The sequence below is a fragment of the Acinetobacter genomosp. 15BJ genome (assembly GCF_000400715.1).
In the GTDB taxonomy this organism is placed as follows: Bacteria; Pseudomonadota; Gammaproteobacteria; order Pseudomonadales; family Moraxellaceae; genus Acinetobacter.
In genome coordinates this window covers 279,855-304,202 of sequence record NZ_KE007351.1, presented here as the reverse complement: position 1 = coordinate 304,202, position 24,348 = coordinate 279,855, and the positions used below count along the sequence as shown (strand labels likewise).

Sequence of the window (24,348 nt, the reverse complement as noted above, 5' to 3'; positions counted from 1 at the left end):
GGTCTATTTGGGCACAAGCTAAACAGGTTTAGATGACAGTTTAATGGCAAGTGTTAGAGTCAAAACAGATCAGGCTATTTTGAGCTTTTAATGCTGAAAGTAAGGGAAAATCCTGTATTTACAGTAAATATGTACCTTTTAATTCGTCAAAGAATAGATTTAGACAGATCAAATCAGCTCATTTTGTGGCAAGAAATCCAGCAAAAGGTCCAAATGGAGAGGGAGGGAATCATTGCTGTCACATCCTGTTCATATTCGCTTTTTATTGTGCGCTCAAACCATGCCACTTTGGCTTGAGGGGAAGAATACAATGAGCAATCTGAATAGCCGTTTAATGAGAAATAAACGTGCGGGCTTTCAGCTCAGCACACTGGTCTTGTCAATGTTAAGCCTGACACATGTTCATGCGCAGGAAGAAAATAATGTGGAATACGTGCAGGTCATTGGACAAGCAGCAAGTATGGATAAAGCACTAAAAGAACAAAAACGTGCGGACCAGATCAGCAGTGTGGTACATGCTGATGGGATTGGACAATTACCCGATGATAATGCAGCAGAAGCTTTACAACGTATTCCAGGGGTGTCTACCGAACGTGATCAAGGCGAGGGACGTTTTGTTTCAGTGCGGGGCTTGGGGGCGGATCTCAATTCAGTCACCATCAATGGCACCCTCGTGCCTGCACCTGAAAGTGACCGTCGTGGTGTAGCACTGGATGTATTGCCATCTGAGTTGGTGCAATCGTTGGCTGTGGTCAAAACTCTGACCCCAGATATGGATGCTAATTCTTTAGGTGGAACCGTTCAGGTCGAAAGTTTATCGGCTTTTGATCATGATGGTTTGTTTTATACCGGTACAGTTGAAGGCAGTTATGATGACAAGCGGGAAAAATATAGTCCTAAAGCATCAGGTGCGATCAGTAACCGTTTTAGTGTAGGTGAAGGTCAGGATAACCTCGGGGTGGCATTGGCCCTGAGTTATCAAAATCGAAAGTTTGGTTCTGATAACGTTGAAACTGGTGGTGTATGGGATGGTCATGCGCTCGAAGAAACAGCAATGCGTCAATATGATATCGAGCGAGAGCGTATCGGTGCGGGGCTAAATTTTGATTACCGTCCTAACGATACGGGTGAATATTATTTAAGAACTTTATACAGCCGTTTTAAAGATACCGAAACGCGTCAGGAAGTCGCAGCTGAGTTTTCTGATCCACTGTTGGCTGGACAAAGTGGTGATGCAGAAGTGACCCGCTCATTGAAGAACCGAGAGGAGACTCAAGAAATTCAGTCTTTTGTTTTAGGCGGTAAACAAGGATTCGGTACCTGGACCGTTGAAGGGCAGTTAGGCTATAGCGAAGCATCAGAGGAAAATCCAGGTGGAATTTCTGGGGCAAAATATAAGGCTGAATTAAGTAATTTTGGTTTTAACAGTACACAAAAACCAGTGATTACGGCAGATCAGGACCTTTACGATGCTGCGAACTATGAGTTGGATTCGATTTCTTGGGAACAATCCAAAACCACGGATGAAGAGTACAACGCAAAGCTAGATTTTCTCAAAGACTATATGTTGGGTAATTATGCCGCATCGTTTAAGTTTGGCGGCAAGATTAGTCAACGTGAAAAGACCAACAATACCGATGAGTGGGAGTACGAAGACTTGAGTACCTCAAGTTCGGACTTTAACTCCAATAGTGACTATGAACTCGGCCAGTTTGGTCCTAGCCTCAATGTAGATGCGATTAAAGCCAAAATTAGCGGTCTCAACGCCAGTGACTATGTCGTGGCAGATGGTTCAATCATTAACGATTTTAAGTCAAATGAAGACATTCAAGCCGCCTATTTGATGAATACGGTCGATTTAGACCAACTTCGCGTGATTGCCGGATTACGTTATGAGAACACCCAATTTAAAGCGCGTGGTTTTGAGTTTAATGATGATGTGATCACATCCACCCAATATGAAAATGACTATGATCATTGGTTGCCGAGTTTACATTTCCGTTATCAACTCGCAGACAATGCCTATCTTCGTGCTGCATGGACCAATAGTGTAGTACGACCGAACTTTGCACAAAGTGCACCAGGTGTATATATCGATGGTGATGAGGCTGAGTTTGGTAATCCAATGTTGAAGCCATTGGAGTCTTCGAACTTCGATTTAGGGGTAGAAAAGTATTTGGGGCAAGCCAGCATGGTCGGCTTCTATGCATTCTATAAAGATATCGATAACTTCATTTACAACACCAATATTGCTGGGACAGGGCAATGGGCTGACTTTGATGAAGCAATTACTTATAAAAACGGTAATCAGGCCAAACTGTATGGGATGGAATTTGCTTATTCACAGAAGTTTGACCACTTAGCAGCGCCATGGAATGGGATGTTATTGGGCTTTAATACGACTTTCAGTAAGTCTGAGGCTGATATCGATTCGATGAAAGATGGCGAGCTGCTAAGTCGTCGTATTCATCTGCCGAACCAGTCCGATGTAGTGGGTAATCTCATGCTGGGCTGGGAAAATGAACGCTTTGGCGTACGTCTTTCTGCAAACTATAAATCGAGCTATTTGTATGAATTGGGTGACATCGATGCGCCTGAAAAAGACATTTATACTGATGACCAAGTCTTTCTCGATTTCAGTAGTCACCTGAATTTATCGAAAAACCTGCAGTTGAAGTTTGATATACAGAATATAACCGATGAAGTCTATTACAACTATTCCGGTTCTAAAGCCTATAACGCGCAATATGAAGAATATGGTCCAGCTTACAAGCTTGCACTGACCTATACCCATTTCTAAACCGAATTAAATATTCGTCCTGAGGTTTTCTCTACATGAGAAGACCCGAGGCGGTTTAACCCAATTTTGAGTATTTCTATGAATGTTTCATGTTTTAAGTTGTCGGTTTTAACCAGTTGCTTATGCTTGCTGACGGCATGTAGTCAACACGGTATTTTAGCATCGGCTCCGAGTAGCACAGCGCTTCAATCCTCAATACCTCAGCTGGATCAACCGCAAGCAGCAAAGCTACAGTTACGTGAAGTCGACATCAATGATGCTAAAGCTGAAGATATGCAATGGTTAAGTTTGAGTACCTGGCCTGAAGTTGCTGGAGTGTTAACGAGTAAAAATAAAGGGTTGCAGTTTCTAGACGATGAACAAAATGTCTTATATCAAATTCAGGGTCAGTTTGGACGTTTTGATTATCGCATTGGAGCAGAGCGTTTATTGATTGCTACCTCGAATTTACAACAACAGCAAATTCAGCTCTTGAGTATGAACTTGCAGAACAAAAGCTGGGATAAATCGGTTTTTATTCCAAAACGTACCTTTAAGTCTGAAGATGTCTGCTTATACACCGACCCACAAGGTTTAAGTTTTGCATTCTTGGTGGGCGAAGAGGGGATTGGTGAGCAATGGTTGGTTGCCAATCATGAAAAAGCACTTGTGCAACCCAAACTGGTACGACGTTTAAGTTTTCCGCCCGCGAGTAGTGTCTGTAAAGTGAATGATGCTTCAGCTGAACTATTCATTAATGAGGCGAATGTGGGGGTTTGGGCATATCCTGCGCATTCTGAAGCGGACATGGTACGCCAAGCTGTTGATCTTGTAGAACCTTTTGGTTCGATTCAAGGTACACCTTCTGCAATTGCGATTGTGGATGATCTGGTAGCGGTATTAGATGAAGAAAAACCATTACTTTACCGTTATCAAAAGCAGGATAAGTACTGGAATAGATTATCTTCTTTAGTGCTGGATACAGTAAAAGAAGCCGAAAGCCTGAGTATTCGTGGCAATGATAGCGATAAAGCGTTGTTGATTTTAGATGATAAAACTGCCAAGACCACAGAGCTTGAATGGCCAACGCAGGCAACCCAGCGCACAGCAAATATTGTCACGATCCCCGCAGAAGTCCAGACTGAGGGTGTCCCAAGCACAGGGGATGCTGCTGATGATCCTGCCATTTGGCATAACGCAGCACAGCCGAGCCAGTCCCGTATTCTAGCGACGGACAAACAAGGGGGGTTACAGGTTAGTGATTTGCAAGGGAAAGCCATCCAATATTTACCTGTCGGACGATTGAACAATGTCGATGTCCGTCATGGTTTTAAGTGGGGTAATCAGACTGTTGATTTGGCAGTGGCATCGAACCGAGACCATAACAGTCTGCATGTCTTTGCGATCCAACCTAACACAGGCAAGGTTTCAGTACTTGGCGAGCTTCCAACTGAGCTAGATGACATCTATGGCATCTGTATGTACCGCGACGCTCAAGGTGAAATCTATGCCATTCCGAACGATAAAAATGGCACGTTTATTCAGTATCACATTACCGCAACACAGCAGAAATTGCAGGCTCAAGAAGTCCAACGATTTTCCGTGAAAACGCAACCTGAAGGTTGTGTAGTCGACGATGCCACAGGACGTATTTTCTTAGCTGAAGAAGATGTTGCAGTATGGGTTAGAGATCTTAATCCAAAGACCCAGTTACCGATGCAGCAAGTACTTGCTGTGGGGGATGTCTTATATGACGACATTGAAGGCATGGGACTTTATCATGCAAAAGACAAAAGTTACCTAGTGGTATCTAGTCAAGGCAATGACAGTTTTGTGGTTGTGGATAGCAAAGCACCGTATACAGTTCGGGGCGCATTCCGAGTAGGGATTAACACCGAAAAAGGGATTGATGCCGTCTCAGAAACCGACGGTTTGGATGTGAGTTCTCAAGATTTTGGTGGTAAGTGGAAACAAGGCATGCTGGTGGTACAAGACGGACGCAAACGTATGCCAGAAACTAATCAGAACTTTAAGTACGTTCCTTGGGAAAAAATAGCACAAGCCCTACACTTGGACTAAATGTTAATTCAGTATATGGGCTGGTGTAGCAAAGCACAGCCCACTTTTATAAATACCTACGCTGCAGCAAGCAGCAATTAAAAAATTGGGGAGCGTTATGCAAGCAACAATGGATCAAATGTCAGTGTGGATACTGATCAGCCATGCCAGTGTTTTAGTCAAAATTGTGATGTTGATTCTAGTCTTAGCTTCGGTGGTGAGCTGGTATCTGATTGTACGTCACGGCATGCTACTGCGTGGGCAAGAGCAACTCTGGCATCGGTTTTTAAAGAACTTTAGACAGCAAAAAGATTTAAACCTATTACAGCAGGAATACCAACAGTCCGAACAGCACAAAGGGGTGGTCAGTATCTTTCAATATGGGGTAGATGAATATCATCAACTGATAAAAGATGAACAGCTCACTACGGCTGATGTAATCGATGGTGTAGAACGTCGGTTACTCAGTAGCATCAGTGAAGAAGAAGAAAAGCTCCAACAAAATCTTACTTTCCTTGCAACAGTAGGCTCTGTTAGTCCTTACATCGGCTTGTTTGGAACGGTTTGGGGAATTATGAATGCTTTTATTGGACTATCTGGCGTTGAGCAGGCGACTTTAAATACCGTTGCACCAGGCATTGCAGAAGCTTTGATTGCGACCGCAATAGGCCTATTTGCAGCCATTCCGGCTGTAGTGGCTTACAACCGGTTTTCGGCACGTGCTGACAAGTTATCTAGTCGCTATTACGGCTTTGCCAATGAGTTACAAACCAGAATTTACCGTTTGCTTGGACATACTGAGCGCAGTTCGCGTTAAGGAGTAAGAGTCATGATCAAGCGTCCTCAAAAGTTGAAACCCAATGCAGAGATGAATGTAGTCCCCTATATCGATGTCATGCTGGTGCTGTTGGTGATTTTTATGGTGACCGCACCGATGCTGACACAAGGGATTAAAATTGATTTACCTAAAGTCGATGCCGATGTCATGCCAGCGTCACAACAGCAGCGTATCGTGACTTTATCCATTCAGGCGAATGGCCAGTATTACTGGAATATTGGGTCAGAAGTGAATACAGAAAAAGTGACTGATCAAGCGATCGATTTAAGCAGTATGCAACAAAAATTAATTCCCATGATCAATAACGATCAAAGCCTACAGTTTTATGTTCGTGCAGATCAGAATGCTGACTATCAATTAGTTGCACAAGCCATCGCAGTCTTGCAAAAGAGTGGCGTGACCAACTTGGGCTTAATCACGGAGGAACCACAATCATGATGGCAATAGCATCAAAAATCAGGTTTCGTGATCAGGGGCTAGCTTTAACAGTCACAGCAGGCTTACATATTGCGGTGATTGCCTGGCTTGGTACGGTTGAAATGCATGAAACATTCAAAGAGCCCCAGCCGAAAACGATTCAATTACAATTTATTCAACTGCCACCACTAGTCCTAGAGCAGCCAAAAATAAAACAGCCTGAAGCCGTGGTTGAGAAAAAAGTTGCTGATCAGCCCCCTCAAAAAAAGCAGGTTGAGCAACCTAAAGAAACACAGCTGAAAACTGACAAGAAATTTGTGGAATCCAAAAGTGAGAAAGTTGCACCTGTGGCCAATAAACAACCACAGCAGGTGTCAGCTGAAAATTCAAGTACAACAACAGAAACTAAGAAAGTAGCAGAGACTGAACCGAAGTCAAACCTTGCAACGCAGTCTATGAATGACAAGCCGACAACATCAAAAGCACAATCCAGCCAAACAGCGACTTTTGATGTAAAAAACTATCAACCTGTTTCCAAAATTGCACCTACATATCCTGAATCAGCTTTAGATCGAAAGATCGAAGGGGACTGTACAGTTGTTTATAGCGTGAATGAAAAAGGAAGAGTTGAAAATCCAAAAGCACAAGGTGATTGTCATCCGATGTTTGTACGTCCTTCAATACAGGCTGCACTTAATTTTAAGTATCAGCCGAGATTAGTAGATGGCAAGCCGACGAGTGTATTGAATGTTAAAAATACATTTCAATATCGAATTTCATGAAATATACGTAAATATGAAGAATAAAAAATATCTTCTAATATCATTAAAGCGCCTGTCACTCCTCTCCTAGATAAATATCGTCTTCTTGTATAGGAGAGAACATCATGAGTAGATAATGTTATACCCTTAATTTTTTTCAATATAATAGAGAGCATATATCAGAGTTTTGATTTTTATCACTTCATTCCTGAACAAAGAAAACAAATAGGTTGTTCATTAGGAAATTTATACAATTGAACCTCGCAATAGGTAGGTATTTTGTTGGGTAATATTTCTGGTATTTGTAATACTAATCAGGCTAGAGTTAGGCACTTCTTTTTAAAAAGCACCAGAGGGTAAACCGAGTGAGTGACCTTAATTTAGATTTTTTAGACCAAACATTAGATAATAACGAGAAGAAGAATAAGAAAATTAAAAAGATACGAATTGGTTACAAGCTATATGACAAGTTTAGAGGGGATCCTAAATTCGCAGACGAAGTGGCTAATTCAGCTTTAGATCCGGATAAGCGTTGTTATCGCGGGATAAAGATTAAAATCACCCACGATGATTATGAACTTACATTTATAGCAGATGATTAATTTTTGATTGAAGAATTTCTTTAAGTGAAAACGGTAACAAATATTTAACTTGTGTGAATAATCATGTTTATGCAAAATTGAGACATATTTCTCGCGCTGGTAGTTATCCAGAGTTTGGTCTGTATCTATCCGTAGTGCAGACCTTTTTTTATGGTGACAGTGTTTCTTAGTGATTTTCGATCTAGATGTAGTGATTTCACGTTTAAATAGCTCAAAATTTTACTGACTTTTCGGTGATGGCATAACTCAATATGGTACATCAGCCAGTTTTGGACAAGTGATATTCAAAAAATATGATGCTGCAATGTTAGATGCACAAACGGCATACATCTGGGCTAATACCACACTGTAGGATTAATTCTTTCACGTTTGCAGAACTTAAATCCATAAGGAGTACAGGGCTTTTTAGCTGTTTATGGATATTACAGCCCATACAACTGAGATAGTGCAGAACATATCTTGGTGGTGCTTCATTAAATGTTCTTGGTGATAAAATGAGTTAATTCGCAGGTTCTACAGATTATTTAGCGACTGTTAAACTACATCTAAGCCTATTTGAATATGAGAGCAGGAACTTAATTTGGATTCCAGTTACGTTGCCGTTAAAAAATCAATATTTTGTTGAATTCGTGTTTGAATCATCTGTAGGGTAGATTCTCGAATTTGATTGGGATACAGGCGCTGCGCAATTTGACTAAATTGAAGTGCAATTTCACGCATGGCCAAGATGATCTCATCGACTTCTAGAGTAGTCAGATTAGCTTCTGAAGTACCGAGTTTATGTATGTCATTTCGGGAAATATTGAGCGCTTCGCCCATAATGTCCATTTGATGATAACCACCTGGACCCTCGCAGAAGGTCACATCATAGGCTGGAGACAATTTCCATTGACCATTTTTCTCCATGAGAAAAGAAAAGTTCTTAGTATGGTCATCCCGATTATTGAAAAGCACATTAAACACAGCACGTTTAAAAGCATACAATCTTTCTCGTACATCTTGCGTACACATCAAGGTTGCCCGGAGAAAATTGCGATAGTCTAGGCTACCTGGAACTTTATAGTCTGCTCCTGTATATGCAGCCAAACTCTGCATTGGAATCCGCATACCATTTTGACGGTCGAATCGTTTAGAAGCAAAAGCCGTTAAACCATTGGGCAAATTAAAGAAATGGGTATCTGGAGTCTCGATTGCACAAAGCCGCAAACATTCTGCATAGACGGCTTCAATGGCGCAGACTTCAGGATGCTCTTGCTGAGCAGGAAACTTAATCAGCCAGGCTTCATGTTGATCAGAAGCTTGAGTCGAAAACTCAAAATTGACAGGATCTCGGTAAACCAATGCTTTGGGTCTGGCACCTTGGGGGGAGCCACCCATGACCAGCAAATGTTGTAAAAATTCGCCACCTTCTCCTTTGAGGACTTCTTGGACTTCCTGTGCCAATTGCGGCAGGGGAATATTCTCTGAAGTTTGCATCTCTGCGACACAGGGTTCAAAGGAGAGGGCACCCATTGCATGGGTGCTAATATAAGTTAGACGTTCCAAAGGGCCGATTCGTGCCGGATTCAGTCCAATTTTTCGAAAATATCGATCCATCAACAACATGCCCCAACCATCCGGCAAAGCATCATAGACTGGACCAGGCAATCCCATTTGATGAGTAGGAAAACCCTGTCTGAATGGTAGACCTTTTAAAGGGAGTAAGTAAGAAGAGAGCTCAACACCTCGCTGTATTGCTTCTGGACTATATTCAAAAGCGATGCTAGGTCTACCAGTTGTGGCAGTTGAACTAATCAGCGTTCCCCACAGCCAAGTTTCACCCCAACCATTGTAATAAATATTAAGCCTATTGAGCATTATCCCTTCCTCTTAATACGCTGTCGCTTACTTTGACTCTCATAGCGTAAAATGTCATTTACACTGTTAAGCTGAGGTTGGAATAGCTCCTGAAGTTCGTGTAATCGGCCCAAGACCATTGCAATACGGACTAAATTTTCAACAGATACATTTCGCCCCGCTTCTAGATTCGAAACAGTATTTACGCCGACACCTGCTCGTGCTGCAACGTCAGCTTGGGACATCTCCAGAATGAGTCGTTGCTTACGTAAACGCTCACCTAAAAGAGTCACAACTTCTTCGGGTTTAGTGAAATATAAATCCATTATATTGGGGCTTAATCTTTAATAATTTAATTAAACCACAAAATAATGGAATTATTCTACAGCTATCGTGTAGTTAAGGTGGACTTTGTTATGCAGTACATCGAAAGGGAGGTATGGTCCTTGGATATAGGTTACAGAAAATCATCAGGATGTACTTGGACTGATTGTTGAAACGGAGATTTCAGTATTTTCATTTTTCCTTTTAGGCCACATGACTTAGAAGGGTTCTTCGAAAAGTAGTTCATATTTTAAAAATCCTATAAATATTGAGGATATTTTCTTAATGCTTTCAATATAGCATGCGGTGAATATGTAACTCGTGCGGGCTTAATCTGCCTTTCAGTATAAATTTTTTGGGCGTGAGAGGGGGGGAGGACAAGCAATTTAAATCGTGGATACTTCTAAATTATTTGTGTAATAGAAGATGCCAAACATGGATTTAGGGGGGTAATAACACTAAATCAAAAAAAATTGGAAGAATGATTATTTAAATATTATTGTAAAACAATAATATATATTAAAATAAATAATTTTTTAAATAAAAAATAGGAAAAATTATATAAGTATTTGCTGTGTAATTTTGAACTGATTAAATCATGAGTTTTGAACAATTGGTAAAAAATATCAAGGTGTTTTTTATCAATTTATTCTGCCACTCTCAACTCCAACCTAAGCTTGGTGAATATAACGTCATCCTAGGTACTGGATCATTCGGGACAGTTATCGACCAAAACAACAACGATGTACAGCATGATGTTTATTTGAATGCTTGCAGACCGAAGGCCACCAAGGTACTTATGATTCAGTGCAGCGTTATGTTGGAATTTGAAATAAGTCCGTTTTACGTCCTAAATCCAAACTAACTTTTGTTCCCATGCTGTTGCCTGGAGATATGTGCTAGTTTTTCTGGAGTTATGAAACGGTAGAACTTTCAGGTGACATGCATCAAGTCAAAATTGCACATTTTCGTTTAGCCCATAGCTGTAAATGCTTTGTTGTAGCTTTTTCTATAGAAATACAGGAAATGGTCATGGACACACATCAATGCGTTTTTCACTTCTTAGGTGGCATACCAAAACGAATGGTCTATGGCAATCAAGACCGTTGTAGATATCATTATGACAGGCAAGGAACGGCAATTTAACTGGTGTTTTATGGCACTTGGCGTACATTACCTATTTGATCTTGTTGCATGTACACCCACGTCAGGCTGGGAAGAAGGTCAATTCGAAAATCAGTTCGGCAATATTCGTGAATGGTTATTCATCCCATGTCTGAAATTTAATGATCAGCATGAGTTCAATCATTGGCTGGAGTTGCGATATCAGAAGCTTGCCAAAAGATAGTACTCGATCATGAAACAATATCGGATAATGGATGTTTATGACATGGAAAATGCCATCTCATTGCCATCCAGCAGCCATTTGATGGTTATATTCTGCATGTCTTACGCGTAAGCAACCGCCATCTGATTCACTGTGACCTCAACCGTTACAGTGTACCAGCCCAGTACGCCAGAAAAATTGTGCTCGTCCATGCCTATGCCGACCATATTAAAATGATTTATAAGCATCAGGTCAGCGTTGATTATCCCCGTCCGTTTGGACGTGATCATCTAGCATGTAAGCTTTGACAGAAACCTAGCGCAGTCCGTCATGGTGTCCCATTTTAGGAATTTCCGCCTGCCATACTCAAAGTCCGAGACAAAATACTGAAATATCCTAATGAAGATTATGCGTTTGTCATATTGTTGCTTGCAGTTAAGGAGTGTGGGTAAGAGCACTACAGGTTACTTGTGAACTGACCCTATAGTATGGTGCATTTCATCCATCGTAATGAATGAATTGCGGCATTTAATTTCTTCGACATCACCAGCCAATCTGGATCTGTCAGAACAGAATTGATTGCAACTACGTCATGAGCCTCAAGCCAATATTAATCGTTATGATAGCTTGTTAGGAGGCTGAACATGTTGAACAGTTTTAGTCAAAAATAACTTATGTGATTTACAGATGCATTCCATTGAAATGGCATGTAATAACCAAAAATCATAGTAAAATGGAAGAATATTTTTTTTAAATGTAACTATAAAACAAAAATATATGAAAAAATAGTTCATTTTATAAATAAATAATAGAAAAATGGTATAAATATTTAGTAATTAATTTTGATCTTATTAAATAATGAATTTTGAACAAATGGTAAAAAATATGAAGGTTTTTCTTTATCAGTTTGTTCTGCCGTTCTCAACTCAAGCGAAAGAGTTGGCCAATGTGAAGACTAGGCTTAAACAATTAGAAAAAATAAGACCAGGCAACAACAAGGCTAAGCAGAATGATTTCAAAAAAATTTATGTAAAACTCTGGTGTCAAATTTTAGAGCTTCTTAAAAGCGATAGGTCAGTCCGAGCGAATGTTAACTATGTTCCACAACTGCAATTGATTTGTAATGTGGAAAAATATATCGACTCAAAAATGACATCAGAAATTTTTAATACTCGGAGAGAATTCACTGCGCAATTCTTGATTCTTTTTTTTGATCTGCGTAATGAAGAAATAAAGAAAAAAATAATCCATTGTTATAACAATAAATCCTCCGTGAATGATACAGCACCACTAATGAACAAAGAAGTTGAGTGAGTTAATGGAACAGCAATTTTTAGATCAATATCATCAGTGCAAGACAAGGTTTGTTGCTAAAGAATTTGATGATTTAGATCACGAAGATTTGAAAGCCTTTCAGCACTTAAGACACCGTGCTCGACAAATTTTTAAATCAATTATTAGAGATCGTAAACTTGGCGAAAAATATGACGTTGCTGCATTAACATATTTTGGAGTAGATCTAGAATTTAAAAATGATAATGTGTCGTATCTTGTTTTTAGATCGAGTTATTTCATTTATGCACTCTATGAAAAAATTGCCGAATTAGCGGATTCTCAAGCAAAGCAAAAAGAGGTTTTTGATTTACTACGGTTTATCGCTAAACCTCTGATCCAAAACATTGAAGCTGAACTGGATTTAAAGGATGAAAGCCAGAGACTATTACAGTGCTTTATACAATATATGCTAAAACTGAAGGATGGACTAGTTACGTTTAGTGACTGGGATTGATGTGTGCTGAGAAAACAGGAGGTTTTAACTTGGTAAACTATAGACACTCATCAGGAGTTTACCATGAGCAAGAAACAGAAGACTTACACCGCAGAATTTAAAGTTGAAGCAATAAAATTGATTGAAGCCAATCAAGGCAATGTATCGGAAACAGCCAGACAACTTGGCATTTCAATGCAAACTCTTTCAAATTGGAATAATAAAGCAAAGACTGGCACCTTAGCAGGCACTAAACAATATTCACCTGATCTAAATGCCTTACTCGAAGAAAATAAAAAGCTCAAACAACAGCTCAAAACAGCTGAAATGGAACGTGAATTTCTAAAAAAGGCAGCAGCGTACTTTGCGAAAGAAAGTCAGTAAGGTACGCCTATATGAAACAGCAAAGACATTTATTCCCGATTAGCTTTATGGCTAGATTACTTCACGTTTCAGTGTCACGATTTTATGATTGGCTAAAACGAGGCATGAATAAAAGATTGGTTCAGCGAAATCAACAGACAATTTTGGTCAAAATAGCTCATGAGGAAACTAAACAAAGCTATGGCTATATTCGATTAACTAAGCATTTACAAGCGCAAGGTATCAAAATCAGTACGTATGCTGTACGTCAAATAAAAAAGCTCAACCAGCTGTATTGTAAGCGTCATAAGCGTTTCAAAAGAACTACGAAGAGTGATCATAATCGAGCGATCTACGCAAATTTACTAGAGCAACAGTTTTCAATGACTAAGCCCAATCTTGCATGGTCAAGCGATATTACATACATTTGGACTGCTGAAGGTTGGTTATACTTGGCAGCAGTAAAAGACCTGTACACGAAACAAGTGGTTGGCTATAGCTTAAATGAGCGTATGACCGCACAACTTGTTTGCAATGCACTGACTATGGCGATTCGTAATCAAAAACCAACGAAAGGCTTAATTGTTCATTCGGACAGAGGCAGCCAATATTGCAGCCATGAATATCGAAAGATACTGGAAAAATGTGATTTTCAAGGTTCAATGAGCAAACGTGGGGACTGTTACGATAATGCACCGATTGAAAGTTTCTGGGGCATACTCAAGAATGAATTAGTGCATCATTGCAACTATAAAACCAGAGATGAAGCTAAAGCAGATATTACAAAATACATTGTGTTATTTTATAATCAGCGAAGAATTCAAAAGAGTTTGGATTTTAAAACGCCAAATCAAATAGCAGAGAACTTTTATCGGTTAGCTGCCTAGCATATCCCAAGTGAAAGTCTCCTGCTAATTCAGCACATATCAGTACCTGTTTCACCAATAAATCAAAAAAAATTTTCTTCTTTTCCTTTACTGCTTTCTGATACTCACCTTGAGTGCTTCTGCCTTTAGCAATCCGTTGTCTTAAGGATGGATTCTTAATTCCATAAGTAAGTGTGTCTATACCAATATATTGATGAAGTATCTCTTTGTAAGCCTTAGACCCTTCTTTATCATTCAGATTACACAACTCTCCTCTCAATGCTGTTATTTGATCCAGCAGGCAAATCAATTCACGAATCGAATATCCAAATTTTAGATCTAAGAAGTCATATTTAGGATCGTTACAGCTCTCCTCCATCTCCCTATAGATAGAATTATATTCCTCCACTGTAAAATACAATTGTTGCTTGAAGTGTTGTGAACCAAGATTTTGCTTTCTTTTTATTTTTACTTCAATCCCAATAATAGGCGCCCCTCTCCAGTCTTCAATTGTTTTTGGCTCAGGTCTACCCTCCATATCAAAATTAATGACAAGCTCAACATGCTTCAAACCATTATTCAAATAATCTTCCAACCAGACAATATTAAGATATTGGTTCAATATCTCAGCTTCCAATTCATCCATTGAGCTTTTATCAAATACTTTCATAGCGACTTTGTTCGATTTAAACCATTAATCATACCTACCCGTGCAGATTGTACATTTTTATATTTTCAAAAAGTTATTTTTACGGCTGTTGATTCCTTATTTACACCAACCCTAAAGTGAATAATAAGAAACGTGATCACACACCTACACAACTTTAAACACTCTTGTCCATAGGACATGAAAGGAAATGAATCATGGTTATAGATTTAACAACCCGCGATTACCTATTTTTAAAATACCGATCAGTACACATAAAACTTGAAGATGTTGTAAAGGAATATTATCCGAATCTAAGCAAGGAGAACATGTTAGCAAGGGCCCGTGAAAAACGATTTCCATTTACATGTTACCGAATTGATGAAAGTCAGAAAGGGGCATTTTTTGTAAATCTACAGGAGCTTGCTGAAGCGATTGATCATATTTACCGTACCCAGTACTCGATCTTTCAAAACAAAGTACAAAAAGCGATCCAGTCAGTAAGTTGAAAAATGGTAGGAGAAATTAAATGTTAGAAGCTCGCTATCGTGTAAAGGACTTAGTGAACTATACTGAACGTCAAGCAAAGGACTATGTGGATCGTAGTGGACATAGACGCAGACTTTCATACAGGCCTGCTAGCAAAGGCTTGTTGAATATAGCAGAATCCACTTTTTGGAAAATGGTTCGTAGTGGAGATTTTCCTAAACCCACCTATTTAACATCTAGCATACCAACTTGGGCAGAAAGTCAAATCAGTATTTGGCTTAGGGCAAGAAGTAAAAAGGTGGAGGTTAATTTTAAATGAGCACATTCCAGATGAGTATGAACGAATACTTGTTTATAAAATATCGCTCCATAACAGTTGAGCTTATGATAATCGTCAAAGACTATTATCCACATTTAAGTAAAGCCGAAGCATTGAGAAAGGCAAATAACTGTGAGTTTCCTTTTTCAGTATTTAAACTGGATAAAAGTAAACGTGCCCCATTTCTAGTGCACGTTAAGGACCTAGCCAACTTTTTAGATAAACAATACTCTGAAGCCTCAAAAGATTTTGCTACGTTTCATCAATGAGGCGTAGCACCTCCTCAAACTGCATTACATTTCTTCTAGCCTTTACCGAAACATATCGTTGGAGGCTACTCCAAGAATCATGCAAACTTACTTTTTGAATTTCAGGAATCGTAAAGCTTTGTTCTGCAAGTCTAGTACATCCTTCATGTCTTAAATCATGAAAGCGCAGATCTTCAATCCCTAGCATTTTGCAAGCCTCTCTAAACTCTTTCCCCAAACTCTTGGCATTCAGAGGTAAGAGTAAATTTTCATTGTGTGATGTGTGCTGAGAAAACAGGAGGTTTTAACTTGGTAAACTATAGACACTCATCAGGAGTTTACCATGAGCAAGAAACAGAAGACTTACACCGCAGAATTTAAAGTTGAAGCAATAAAATTGATTGAAGCCAATCAAGGCAATGTATCGGAAACAGCCAGACAACTTGGCATTTCAATGCAAACTCTTTCAAATTGGAATAATAAAGCAAAGACTGGCACCTTAGCAGGCACTAAACAATATTCACCTGATCTAAATGCCTTACTCGAAGAAAATAAAAAGCTCAAACAACAGCTCAAAACAGCTGAAATGGAACGTGAATTTCTAAAAAAGGCAGCAGCGTACTTTGCGAAAGAAAGTCAGTAAGGTACGCCTATATGAAACAGCAAAGACATTTATTCCCGATTAGCTTTATGGCTAGATTACTTCACGTTTCAGTGTCACGATTTTATGATTGGCTAAAACGAGGCATGAATAAAAGATTGGTTCAGCGAAATCAACAGACAATTTTGGTCAAAATAGCTCATGAGGAAACTAAACAAAGCTATGGCTATATTCGATTAACTAAGCATTTACAAGCGCAAGGTATCAAAATCAGTACGTATGCTGTACGTCAAATAAAAAAGCTCAACCAGCTGTATTGTAAGCGTCATAAGCGTTTCAAAAGAACTACGAAGAGTGATCATAATCGAGCGATCTACGCAAATTTACTAGAGCAACAGTTTTCAATGACTAAGCCCAATCTTGCATGGTCAAGCGATATTACATACATTTGGACTGCTGAAGGTTGGTTATACTTGGCAGCAGTAAAAGACCTGTACACGAAACAAGTGGTTGGCTATAGCTTAAATGAGCGTATGACCGCACAACTTGTTTGCAATGCACTGACTATGGCGATTCGTAATCAAAAACCAACGAAAGGCTTAATTGTTCATTCGGACAGAGGCAGCCAATATTGCAGCCATGAATATCGAAAGATACTGGAAAAATGTGATTTTCAAGGTTCAATGAGCAAACGTGGGGACTGTTACGATAATGCACCGATTGAAAGTTTCTGGGGCATACTCAAGAATGAATTAGTGCATCATTGCAACTATAAAACCAGAGATGAAGCTAAAGCAGATATTACAAAATACATTGTGTTATTTTATAATCAGCGAAGAATTCAAAAGAGTTTGGATTTTAAAACGCCAAATCAAATAGCAGAGAACTTTTATCGGTTAGCTGCCTAGCATATCCCAAGTGAAAGTCTCCTGCTAATTCAGCACATATCAGATAATTATTCTAATAATCAGGTGTTCAATCAGACCAAAATTCGTAATTACTTACATGATTTGAAAATTATATTTAAAAGGCTAGTACAAAGGAAAATTGTTCAACGGCAACGTCGTAAAAAAATAAAAATGAATGATTGGCCAACAAAAAAGAAATTAAAAATCTTCCAAAGAAAGCAAGAGCAAAGACAGCTCATCAAAAGTTATCCAGGATACATTAGGACGTGCCAAGAGGTCCTTTATGATGAAGAGGGGGACGTAGAATATATAGATGAAGGAATTTCTGTACATACGACAGATAGGTCTACTGCTAGATTTAACGCTGTACTTAATCCGCAGAGTGAACATTTGATGAGGCATCGTCAGAGACGTCTACAGCCGTTTGTGACCAACACTCATTTTATGAGTAAGGATGTTATTCAACATCTGATATATTTACTAAAAAGCGAGCTTTACAATGCTCATCCCAATGATGCCGCAATAGCAGCCGCGTGTTTATTGAGTCTTGCGACAGGCTTATCACCGATGCATTTACTTCAATTTCAGCAATTGATTGATGAAGGTGTTTTGATAAAAAGTAAAAGTCATAAAAAACCAGAGTATATTCTTAGATTACATTTAGATATTACAGAACAGAAAGTTGATATTTTAAAGCATCATCAGCTAAATCAGACTGTGACACATGATCTGCATTTATCAAGTAGTTGGTTCGAATACATTGTGCTTCATGAGTCTCAACACGTGCTTATGGTGAATGATATTAATAAAAAAATAAAAGAATGGACAGTGAACCAAGGGATCGGCTCGATTACTGTAGAGAAACTACAAGCTCAGCTGTATTTCTATATTTTCCATCGTACTTTCAATGAATATATTGCTCATGTGCTTTCTGGCAAGGACAGTGATCATGAGTTACCAAGTAGTTATTACAATGGTGTTCCGACAACTGAATTGAATCAGAATTATTTAATCTATTTAGATACACTCGACATTAAAGAGACTAAGCAAGAAATTCAAATTGTAAAAAATCAATTTGAAGAAAATAAGCAGAATTTATCACTGCGTTTTGGCAGTCAATTGGCGTTAAACCAAAACTATGTCTCTCAATTCTTTACACGCTTACATGCAACTTGTTCTGACAAGGTACAGCTTCATCAGCATCTGATCGAGCGAATAAATGCTTATAGCGTTTGGATGTGGCATATCAGTTTATTGTGTCTGACTCTCCGTCCTCGTGAGAATTTATTAGGAAATTATAGTGATTACGATTTAAGGATGAAATTGCTGTACGTTAATGATAAGAAAAACAGTCGATCTCGTAAAGACGGTCGATATATACCGTTGCCTCAATTTTTCATCCAAGCCGTTAAACGTTATATCCAATTTTTAAATACGGTGATACAACAGTATGCAGATTTACTCAAATATGTGTTTGGTAAAAGGATTACTCTGCAAGATCTTTTTGGGCAAGTCATCTTCTATCCCAATGACTTACCTAGTTCAGCTCAGGAATGGGCCAGTAAAAAGATTAAAATTTTTGCCCTCAAACGTAGTTGGGTTAATGATTATATGGAGAAGCATCAGCTCAGCAGCTTGTATAACAATTGGTTACGTCATTTTGATATGAACATACTAATGGAGCAGAGTGTTGCATTTAATGTAATACAAGCCATTTATGGGCATGATCAACGCAATCAGGAGCTCTTTTACCGCTATTCATCTGCATCCTTACCGCAGTATATAAATCAGTTTACCCAGAGTATTGATCGCATGATTAAGCAGTTGCATATTGAGCATCTCTCAATCAGCCTGACTACTCAGAATGAGGGTTTATCATGAAAAAAAATGATCTGCTGATAGCGAAGATTAGAGAACAGGTTGATTCTGTCTTTTCTGAGATGAGGAATCAGATTAAAAAGTTAAGTGATAATTCTGAATTATTAGATTACAAGTTGAATGCTCTCTGGTATGAGTTTTATGATGAATTAATATGTTTTTTAGAGCAGAAAAAACTAACCAGTAAAGATGCTCAAAAGCCCTATATTCAGGATTGTGAACAGTATTTTTTATCCCTGCGTCAGGATTACTTATCAGAAACACCACTGGCTTATCCTATAAAAGTATGGCCAAAGACCACATTCTTTGATCCAATCCCACGACAAATTCGAAGTACTGAAGCACACCTTCGACTTGGGCAGCAGCATTTTCATATCGCCATAGCATTAAAAGAATATTGGAATGATCCGTGCCATGAAGAAATCACAGTGGATTGGATATGGGGTAGTTTTTATCTAAGTTTGATGTATTGTTCAGGTTGTAGTGATTTAAGTCATTTAACGGCTATAGGAAATACTTTAATTAATGCAATCATTGAGGGTGAACTACAGGTCTGTTCTAAGCTATACCATGCAGATTACAAAAAAATTATTAACCCACTAGTGCTGCACTACCGAGTACAGCAACGTGCTTATGGTAATCAGATTGATAATAGACAGGTCTATCAGTGGCGCCATATTTGGTTGAACCCCTATTCACAATTGTATATACAAGGGATAAAAAAACGAACTGCTCAGGCTTTGTATACACAGACCCCTCGACTTGTACTTGAGTCTATTTCAACAGTATTAGGTCGATTGCCGAAAGAGCTTGATCTCAATTATCAAATGACTGGATTGAAGAAACTCTTACGCCGTAGTGATGCAAAGTTAGAAGAGATCCGCTCACTTACGCCTTTCGAGAATTTGAATTTAGCTATTGAGTTAGACCCAAATTCAGGCTTAGACATGTGTTTAAGTGAGGTAATGCAAAATCGCTTAAAGACAGTGTCTTTAACTCCTATGGATCAGGTGCGGTCTTGGTTTGATTTGTTCATAGATCAAGATCAAACCTTGCCCGATGATAAGCAAAGGATAATTCCTCTACATACTGAATTCGTCAAGCCAGACTTGATTACAGCACATCAGCAACTCAAAGAAATCCCTTTTGAGTTGATGTTATTTGAACGAGATCAAACGGAAAAAAATGAGAGTCACAAGAGACAACGTAAAAGTGAGCGAATTAAATGGATGCGATGGAAACAGATTCAGCAACGTCTAGAACAAAAGAAATTAGTAAGCGGTATATATGAAAAAAATATCATCGAAGCGCAGCTCAGGCTACTGGCTTGGATCTTTCATCTTAAAGCTCAAAACAAGAAGTTAAATAGTATCGAACGCTATTTAAGTAGCATCGCCAAAGATTATTTATTTCATATCTATATGTTTACGGATGATATAGAAACTATGAATCAAGAAGATTGTGAGGAACTATACGAAGCAATTCTAAATAGCATTGATGATCGTGACCAAGCGAAACGAGAATCTGATCCAAAGGCTAATCATGGGCGAGCACAGTATGCATTTGGCCGACTAAAAGCATTTCATACATTTTGTATGAAGCAATATCAAGTGCCTAAAGTTAGTACGTTTAAGTATAATGATTATCAACGGGTGCAATTTTGTGATGCAAAATTGATTAGTCCGAAACTATTTAATCAGCTCAAGCAGGTGCTCACCTTAAAGATTGAACAAAGTGAGACGTCTAAAGAGCGAGAGTATTTATATCAACTACAGCTCATGTATTTACTCGCATTTCGATTAGGAATGCGTTTGAATGAAATTCGTGGCCTAACCCTCGCTGAGGTCATTTGTCCTGAGCTGATATGGAATCATGATACACAAGGAAAAATTGTTAACATTCACATTAACTTACGTAATAATGTTTACCGAAAACTAAAAAGTCAAAATGCAAAGCGTCAGCTCGATTTGAATGCCGTTATGCTAGATGCTGAGTTAGCATTGGTTCAGCAGCATATAAAGCAATGTATTATGCATAATCCTGTTAAAACAAATCATACGGAAAAATTGATTTTTGCTAATGATAGCGAAATTTTAAGTGCAACTTATATTAGCGAAATGACCCAGATGATTTTTGACAAGATACTAGGAGAAGGTCACGGCTATACATTCCATAATTTTAGACATAGTGCAGCGAATCATCTAGCAATAGCTTGGCTAGGCTCAAAAGAAATGGTCATGACCTATACAGACTATGGGTGGAGCCAGTGTAAGAAGATGCGTAAGCATTTGTTTGGAGATACTGCAATTCAAAATGAGGCTGTTATACAACATAAGTGGCGGTTACTTGCCGATTGGATGGGGCACGGCACCATAGAGCAAACAGCATCACATTATCTACACATACTTGATTTGTTGGTGGTCGATCGAATCTATCACCTGCCATGTACAAGCCATGAGACTGCGATCAAACAGATTCTACAAGGTGATATAAAAGGATCGAAAGAAGATATTATTGATCTCAATCACGTGATTCAAAAAGACAGGCAGTTTGATTTTTATCATGCCTCACAAGCAGTAAATAAAGTTGATTCAGTCAAACTATCTCGGCCTACAGAAAGTAAAAATTTATTTGTCTCTACAGTGATACATGATTATATAAAGTATAAATCGTACGAGGATCACATTTGGGTTACCCGTAGTAAAAAGCTGGCAACAAAATGGATGGCCGTGAAAAAGTTTCAAGAAAGTGATTTCCTTGATGATGGTGAATTGATTACGCTATATGAATATGCTTTGAAGAAAGGTTTTGATGTGAAAAAATGTTTAGATATTCCATCAATGCAGAAGAATGTTCAAAAGCAGATTATGATTGCGCTAAAAACTCTTAAAGAACATGGCAAAGTTAGAAAAAATTTCATTCATTTTCAATACTGTTTCGATAAACAAAATAGACCAAGAATCAATTGGTCTGTTGAAAGTCTTGTATTAGGATTGAAATGCATTTTGCCTGATCATACGGAATTAAAACTGGATAATTATCCACCTGATATGACACGAAAAAGTCGTGAAATTAAATTAAGTTTTATCAATTCAGCATTTGGTAATGTAACTCTTTGTATAGTTTTTATATTGTTATTACATACAATTAAGCAAGAAAACCTGTGGATTTGAAAATAATTTCAGAAGTATTTGAATCAACAGAATCCAGTTAAAGTACAACTCCTTTCAGATCAGCTACGTATCAAATAACTTGAGCGTGAGAATAAAGAACTGCAACGGGCCAATGAACGCGATATTATCGTTTTCTCAATTACTTACGCAAAAGACCGTGATGGCCGCTTATCTATGAATTTTGGTGCACTTAACCGTCAAGGTGGTCAGCGCCGTCTAAATGTAGCAATTACTCGCGCTCGTCAAGGATTACATGTTTTCTCGACCTTAAGTCCAGAAGAAATTAATTTGGCAAGCACCAATAGTGAGGGTGTAAGGGATTTAAAAGACTTCTTAGTTTTTGCTCGTAGTGGTCAGTTGCATTTAAATTATGTTGATCAAAAAAACAGCAGACTAAAAAAGAATTTGTACAGTACTTACAGAATAAGCTTCAAGAAAAAGGTTGGAGCGTGGACCCCGGAATAGGTCAGGGCGATAGCTGTGTAGATCTAGCTATTAAAGATGACTTGCATGCAGATAGCTATATTGTAGGTATTCTAGTCGATGGTGAAAATTATGCAAAAGCAGCTACAGCAAGAGACCGTGATCAGCTCAGACCAACAGTATTAAATGGGTTAGGCTGGCAGGTATTATCAGTGTGGACAGTTGATTGGTGGCTGGATCCAGAGCAGAACTTAACTAAATTGGTAAAAGCATTGGAAGAGATCAAAATAAATCAACAGGTTGCTTAAATTGTCTGAAACCTTTGTGATGAAAAGCATGATTTAAATCAAGTCATTGACGGGGAAAAGTCAGATCAATGAACAGGCATTTTTAAGGTCATCAGATTAAGTGAATTCTGATAATGAATAAAGCGCCGTTTGGCACTTTATTCATCCTAGCCCCTCAATATTGCAAAATGCGATAATTGGTTTATACTTGATTTATAGCAAAATGCGATAAAATGTTATGCATGTGATCACCCACGCTCGAATTATAGCAGCAATGCACAAGTGGCCACAGGCTGAAACGGCATTAGATGGTTGGTATCGAATCATAAAGGCAAACGATCCGAAAGATTTTGCTGAGATGAAACAGCTCTTTCCAGCGGTCGATAAAGTTGGAAAGTTCCATGTGTTCGATATTGGCGGGAACAAGATCCGACTTATTGCAGTCGTGATGTATCAGGCGAAACGTGTGTATATCCGTCATGTCTTGTCCCATAAAGAATATGACAAAGGTCATTGGAAGGAAGGTTAGTATGAACGCGATGATTAAACAGGCCGTAGACCACTGGCACTACGTTGCACCATTGCTCAGCAAGCCAGAAAATGAAGAAGACTTTCATACACTTGTTGAAGCTTTAGATGAACTTTTAGATACCGTTGGTGATGATGAGTCTCATCCTTTAATGGGGCTTATTCATCAGCTTGGTGATCTGGTTTCTGATTATGAAAATGAGCATCTTCCTATGCCTAAAGGGAATGGTCGCGCTGCTTTGGCTTTTTTAATGGAGCAACATGGTTTAGGTCAGTCTGACTTAGCAGAGGTTGCAACCCAATCTGTGATTTCTGAGATTTTAAGTGGTAAACGCCAACTGAATATACGTCATATTAAGGCATTGTCTGAGCGGTTTAATGTATCGGCAGATACGTTTTTCTAAAAGATAGGGCGCTGCGAGGCGCTCTATTAGTAATCAATTTGAATTTCTTGTTAGTCTTGATATTTCAATTTACAAAGTCTATGTGCCTATAATCGCTTTATTCCTTCGTTAAGAATCACAAAAACGGTAATAAATAAAAAAACACTATATAAAATTATCATTGAAATACTGCCCATTGTAGCTTTACGCAGTAAAGTTTTTTGCTTTTTTGCACTTAATAAAGTGAACCGTACCGAGTTTGTCTGAGACAAACTTTCTTGACGAATATGGCAACATTCTAACGCCACTTCAATATAGTGTTGCGTATAATTACACAATGAATAGCAAAGACATTATTAAGTGTCTAGAGCAGGAAGGCTGGTACAAAGTGGGAGATAAAAGCGACCATGAGAAATACAAGCATCCTGAAAAATCTGATCATGTTGTAGTTCCTCGCCCGAGGAAAGACATGCCGATTGGCACTTTATGCAATATTTATAAACAGGCTGGTTGGGAGTGGAGGTAA

General features: G+C 38.7%; 23 protein-coding genes and 2 pseudogenes. 21 read left to right on the top strand and 4 right to left on the bottom strand.

What is annotated here, in order from left to right:
- The first annotated feature begins 310 nt into the window (after window positions 1-310).
- The 6 genes from F896_RS00805 (at window position 311) to F896_RS00825 (ending at window position 7,455) form a co-directional block, all read left to right on the top strand.
- On the top strand, window positions 311-2,800 hold the full coding sequence (locus F896_RS00805) for a TonB-dependent receptor (RefSeq protein WP_032882579.1): 2,490 nt from the start codon (window positions 311-313) through the stop codon (window positions 2,798-2,800).
- Between the two features lie 78 nt (window positions 2,801-2,878).
- Complete coding sequence (locus F896_RS00810; protein ID WP_016165146.1) at window positions 2,879-4,858, top strand: phytase; 1,980 nt, start codon at window positions 2,879-2,881, stop codon at window positions 4,856-4,858.
- Window positions 4,859-4,955: 97 nt separating this feature from the next.
- Window positions 4,956-5,654, top strand: a complete 699-nt coding sequence (gene tolQ / locus F896_RS00815) for a protein TolQ (RefSeq protein ID WP_016165145.1) — start codon at window positions 4,956-4,958, stop codon at window positions 5,652-5,654.
- A gap of 12 nt (window positions 5,655-5,666) precedes the next feature.
- Entirely contained in the window at window positions 5,667-6,113 is a 447-nt protein-coding gene (tolR, locus tag F896_RS00820) for a protein TolR (protein WP_016165144.1), read from the top strand.
- Window positions 6,110-6,874, top strand: a complete 765-nt coding sequence (locus tag F896_RS0120165; RefSeq protein WP_016165143.1) for an energy transducer TonB — start codon at window positions 6,110-6,112, stop codon at window positions 6,872-6,874. The genes tolR and F896_RS0120165 overlap by 4 nt, the downstream gene beginning before the upstream one ends.
- Window positions 6,875-7,218: 344 nt before the next feature.
- The gene (locus F896_RS00825) at window positions 7,219-7,455 is read left to right on the top strand and encodes a hypothetical protein (RefSeq protein ID WP_004716968.1); all 237 of its coding nucleotides are present in this window, start codon (window positions 7,219-7,221) and stop codon (window positions 7,453-7,455) included.
- A 591-nt stretch (window positions 7,456-8,046) separates the two neighbouring features.
- Here F896_RS00825 and F896_RS00830 read toward each other — a convergent pair.
- Both F896_RS00830 and F896_RS00835 read right to left on the bottom strand, forming a co-directional pair.
- A complete protein-coding gene (locus F896_RS00830; RefSeq protein ID WP_016165142.1) occupies window positions 8,047-9,312 on the bottom strand; it encodes a type II toxin-antitoxin system HipA family toxin in 1,266 nt (421 codons plus the stop codon).
- Window positions 9,312-9,617 (bottom strand): helix-turn-helix domain-containing protein, encoded by a 306-nt coding sequence (locus tag F896_RS00835; RefSeq protein ID WP_016165141.1) that lies wholly within the window; start codon window positions 9,615-9,617, stop codon window positions 9,312-9,314. Before F896_RS00835 ends, F896_RS00830 begins: the two co-directional genes overlap by 1 nt.
- A 1,088-nt stretch (window positions 9,618-10,705) precedes the next feature.
- Here F896_RS00835 and F896_RS20250 point away from each other — a divergent pair.
- From F896_RS20250 to F896_RS00855, 5 genes are all read left to right on the top strand, one after another.
- The gene (locus F896_RS20250; RefSeq protein ID WP_016165140.1) at window positions 10,706-10,963 is read left to right on the top strand and encodes a hypothetical protein; all 258 of its coding nucleotides are present in this window, start codon (window positions 10,706-10,708) and stop codon (window positions 10,961-10,963) included.
- 59 nt (window positions 10,964-11,022) lie between these two features.
- Complete coding sequence (locus tag F896_RS21500; protein WP_416201946.1) at window positions 11,023-11,250, top strand: Mu transposase domain-containing protein; 228 nt, start codon at window positions 11,023-11,025, stop codon at window positions 11,248-11,250.
- Between the two features lie 550 nt (window positions 11,251-11,800).
- Window positions 11,801-12,256, top strand: coding sequence for a hypothetical protein (locus F896_RS00840; protein WP_016165139.1), 456 nt, complete (start codon window positions 11,801-11,803; stop codon window positions 12,254-12,256).
- 4 nt (window positions 12,257-12,260) lie between these two features.
- Window positions 12,261-12,731 (top strand): hypothetical protein, encoded by a 471-nt coding sequence (locus F896_RS00845; RefSeq protein ID WP_016165138.1) that lies wholly within the window; start codon window positions 12,261-12,263, stop codon window positions 12,729-12,731.
- A 63-nt stretch (window positions 12,732-12,794) separates the two neighbouring features.
- Window positions 12,795-13,960, top strand: a protein-coding gene (locus F896_RS00855; protein ID WP_085940850.1) for an IS3-like element ISAba21 family transposase whose coding sequence is annotated in 2 segments (ribosomal slippage) — window positions 12,795-13,053 and window positions 13,053-13,960 — 1,167 coding nt in all. Because the reading frame shifts where the segments join, the coding sequence is not laid out codon by codon here.
- Here the strand turns inward: F896_RS00855 and F896_RS00860 are convergent.
- Entirely contained in the window at window positions 13,911-14,609 is a 699-nt protein-coding gene (locus F896_RS00860; RefSeq protein WP_016164799.1) for a hypothetical protein, read from the bottom strand. The genes F896_RS00855 and F896_RS00860 overlap by 50 nt on opposite strands.
- Before the next feature lie 194 nt (window positions 14,610-14,803).
- Here F896_RS00860 and F896_RS00865 point away from each other — a divergent pair, with 194 nt between their 5' ends.
- The 3 genes from F896_RS00865 to F896_RS00875 are packed head-to-tail and all read left to right on the top strand — an operon-like array spanning window position 14,804 to window position 15,662.
- On the top strand, window positions 14,804-15,094 hold the full coding sequence (locus F896_RS00865; protein WP_005206965.1) for a pyocin activator PrtN family protein: 291 nt from the start codon (window positions 14,804-14,806) through the stop codon (window positions 15,092-15,094).
- 20 nt (window positions 15,095-15,114) lie between these two features.
- Window positions 15,115-15,393, top strand: a complete 279-nt coding sequence (locus tag F896_RS00870) for a helix-turn-helix transcriptional regulator (RefSeq protein WP_005206964.1) — start codon at window positions 15,115-15,117, stop codon at window positions 15,391-15,393.
- Window positions 15,390-15,662 (top strand): pyocin activator PrtN family protein, encoded by a 273-nt coding sequence (locus F896_RS00875; protein WP_005206962.1) that lies wholly within the window; start codon window positions 15,390-15,392, stop codon window positions 15,660-15,662. The genes F896_RS00870 and F896_RS00875 overlap by 4 nt, the downstream gene beginning before the upstream one ends.
- Here the strand turns inward: F896_RS00875 and F896_RS00880 are convergent.
- Window positions 15,646-15,918: pseudogene (locus F896_RS00880) on the bottom strand (tyrosine-type recombinase/integrase); the annotation flags it as partial. The gene F896_RS00875 and the pseudogene F896_RS00880 overlap by 17 nt on opposite strands.
- Window positions 15,919-15,984: 66 nt before the next feature.
- Between F896_RS00880 and F896_RS00890 the strand changes: the two are divergent.
- The 7 genes and pseudogenes from F896_RS00890 to F896_RS0120145 all read left to right on the top strand — a co-directional run bounded on the left by F896_RS00890 (window position 15,985) and on the right by F896_RS0120145 (window position 24,348).
- Window positions 15,985-17,150, top strand: a protein-coding gene (locus tag F896_RS00890; RefSeq protein WP_085940850.1) for an IS3-like element ISAba21 family transposase whose coding sequence is annotated in 2 segments (ribosomal slippage) — window positions 15,985-16,243 and window positions 16,243-17,150 — 1,167 coding nt in all. Because the reading frame shifts where the segments join, the coding sequence is not laid out codon by codon here.
- 171 nt (window positions 17,151-17,321) lie between these two features.
- Complete coding sequence (locus F896_RS00895) at window positions 17,322-19,031, top strand: hypothetical protein (protein WP_016165137.1); 1,710 nt, start codon at window positions 17,322-17,324, stop codon at window positions 19,029-19,031.
- Window positions 19,028-22,201, top strand: coding sequence for a site-specific integrase (locus tag F896_RS00900; protein WP_016165136.1), 3,174 nt, complete (start codon window positions 19,028-19,030; stop codon window positions 22,199-22,201). Before F896_RS00895 ends, F896_RS00900 begins: the two co-directional genes overlap by 4 nt.
- A 111-nt stretch (window positions 22,202-22,312) precedes the next feature.
- A pseudogene (locus tag F896_RS20665) lies at window positions 22,313-22,932 on the top strand (hypothetical protein); the annotation flags it as partial.
- Window positions 22,933-23,149: 217 nt separating this feature from the next.
- Window positions 23,150-23,440, top strand: a complete 291-nt coding sequence (locus F896_RS00910) for a type II toxin-antitoxin system HigB family toxin (protein ID WP_016165133.1) — start codon at window positions 23,150-23,152, stop codon at window positions 23,438-23,440.
- Window position 23,441: 1 nt separating this feature from the next.
- Window positions 23,442-23,843, top strand: a complete 402-nt coding sequence (locus tag F896_RS00915) for a helix-turn-helix domain-containing protein (RefSeq protein ID WP_016165132.1) — start codon at window positions 23,442-23,444, stop codon at window positions 23,841-23,843.
- A gap of 316 nt (window positions 23,844-24,159) precedes the next feature.
- A complete protein-coding gene (locus F896_RS0120145; protein WP_032882575.1) occupies window positions 24,160-24,348 on the top strand; it encodes a type II toxin-antitoxin system HicA family toxin in 189 nt (62 codons plus the stop codon).

What these genes read in the sequence shown, in the direction of transcription:
- F896_RS00805 (WP_032882579.1), top strand. Translation starts at nt 311, where the DNA reads ATGAGCAATCTGAATAGCCGTTTAATGAGAAATAAACGTGCGGGCTTT.
- tolR (WP_016165144.1), top strand. Translation starts at nt 5,667, where the DNA reads ATGATCAAGCGTCCTCAAAAGTTGAAACCCAATGCAGAGATGAATGTA.
- F896_RS20250 (WP_016165140.1), top strand. Translation starts at nt 10,706, where the DNA reads ATGGCAATCAAGACCGTTGTAGATATCATTATGACAGGCAAGGAACGG.
- F896_RS00900 (WP_016165136.1), top strand. Translation starts at nt 19,028, where the DNA reads ATGAAAAAAAATGATCTGCTGATAGCGAAGATTAGAGAACAGGTTGAT.
- F896_RS00840 (WP_016165139.1), top strand. Translation starts at nt 11,801, where the DNA reads ATGAATTTTGAACAAATGGTAAAAAATATGAAGGTTTTTCTTTATCAG.
- tolQ (WP_016165145.1), top strand. Translation starts at nt 4,956, where the DNA reads ATGCAAGCAACAATGGATCAAATGTCAGTGTGGATACTGATCAGCCAT.
- F896_RS00895 (WP_016165137.1), top strand. Translation starts at nt 17,322, where the DNA reads ATGAATGATTGGCCAACAAAAAAGAAATTAAAAATCTTCCAAAGAAAG.
- F896_RS0120145 (WP_032882575.1), top strand. Translation starts at nt 24,160, where the DNA reads ATGAATAGCAAAGACATTATTAAGTGTCTAGAGCAGGAAGGCTGGTAC.
- F896_RS00835 (WP_016165141.1), bottom strand. Translation starts at nt 9,617, where the DNA reads ATGGATTTATATTTCACTAAACCCGAAGAAGTTGTGACTCTTTTAGGT.
- F896_RS00830 (WP_016165142.1), bottom strand. Translation starts at nt 9,312, where the DNA reads ATGCTCAATAGGCTTAATATTTATTACAATGGTTGGGGTGAAACTTGG.
- F896_RS00870 (WP_005206964.1), top strand. Translation starts at nt 15,115, where the DNA reads ATGTTAGAAGCTCGCTATCGTGTAAAGGACTTAGTGAACTATACTGAA.
- F896_RS00875 (WP_005206962.1), top strand. Translation starts at nt 15,390, where the DNA reads ATGAGCACATTCCAGATGAGTATGAACGAATACTTGTTTATAAAATAT.
- F896_RS00845 (WP_016165138.1), top strand. Translation starts at nt 12,261, where the DNA reads ATGGAACAGCAATTTTTAGATCAATATCATCAGTGCAAGACAAGGTTT.
- F896_RS0120165 (WP_016165143.1), top strand. Translation starts at nt 6,110, where the DNA reads ATGATGGCAATAGCATCAAAAATCAGGTTTCGTGATCAGGGGCTAGCT.
- F896_RS00810 (WP_016165146.1), top strand. Translation starts at nt 2,879, where the DNA reads ATGAATGTTTCATGTTTTAAGTTGTCGGTTTTAACCAGTTGCTTATGC.
- F896_RS00910 (WP_016165133.1), top strand. Translation starts at nt 23,150, where the DNA reads ATGCATGTGATCACCCACGCTCGAATTATAGCAGCAATGCACAAGTGG.
- F896_RS00915 (WP_016165132.1), top strand. Translation starts at nt 23,442, where the DNA reads ATGAACGCGATGATTAAACAGGCCGTAGACCACTGGCACTACGTTGCA.
- F896_RS00865 (WP_005206965.1), top strand. Translation starts at nt 14,804, where the DNA reads ATGGTTATAGATTTAACAACCCGCGATTACCTATTTTTAAAATACCGA.
- F896_RS00860 (WP_016164799.1), bottom strand. Translation starts at nt 14,609, where the DNA reads ATGAAAGTATTTGATAAAAGCTCAATGGATGAATTGGAAGCTGAGATA.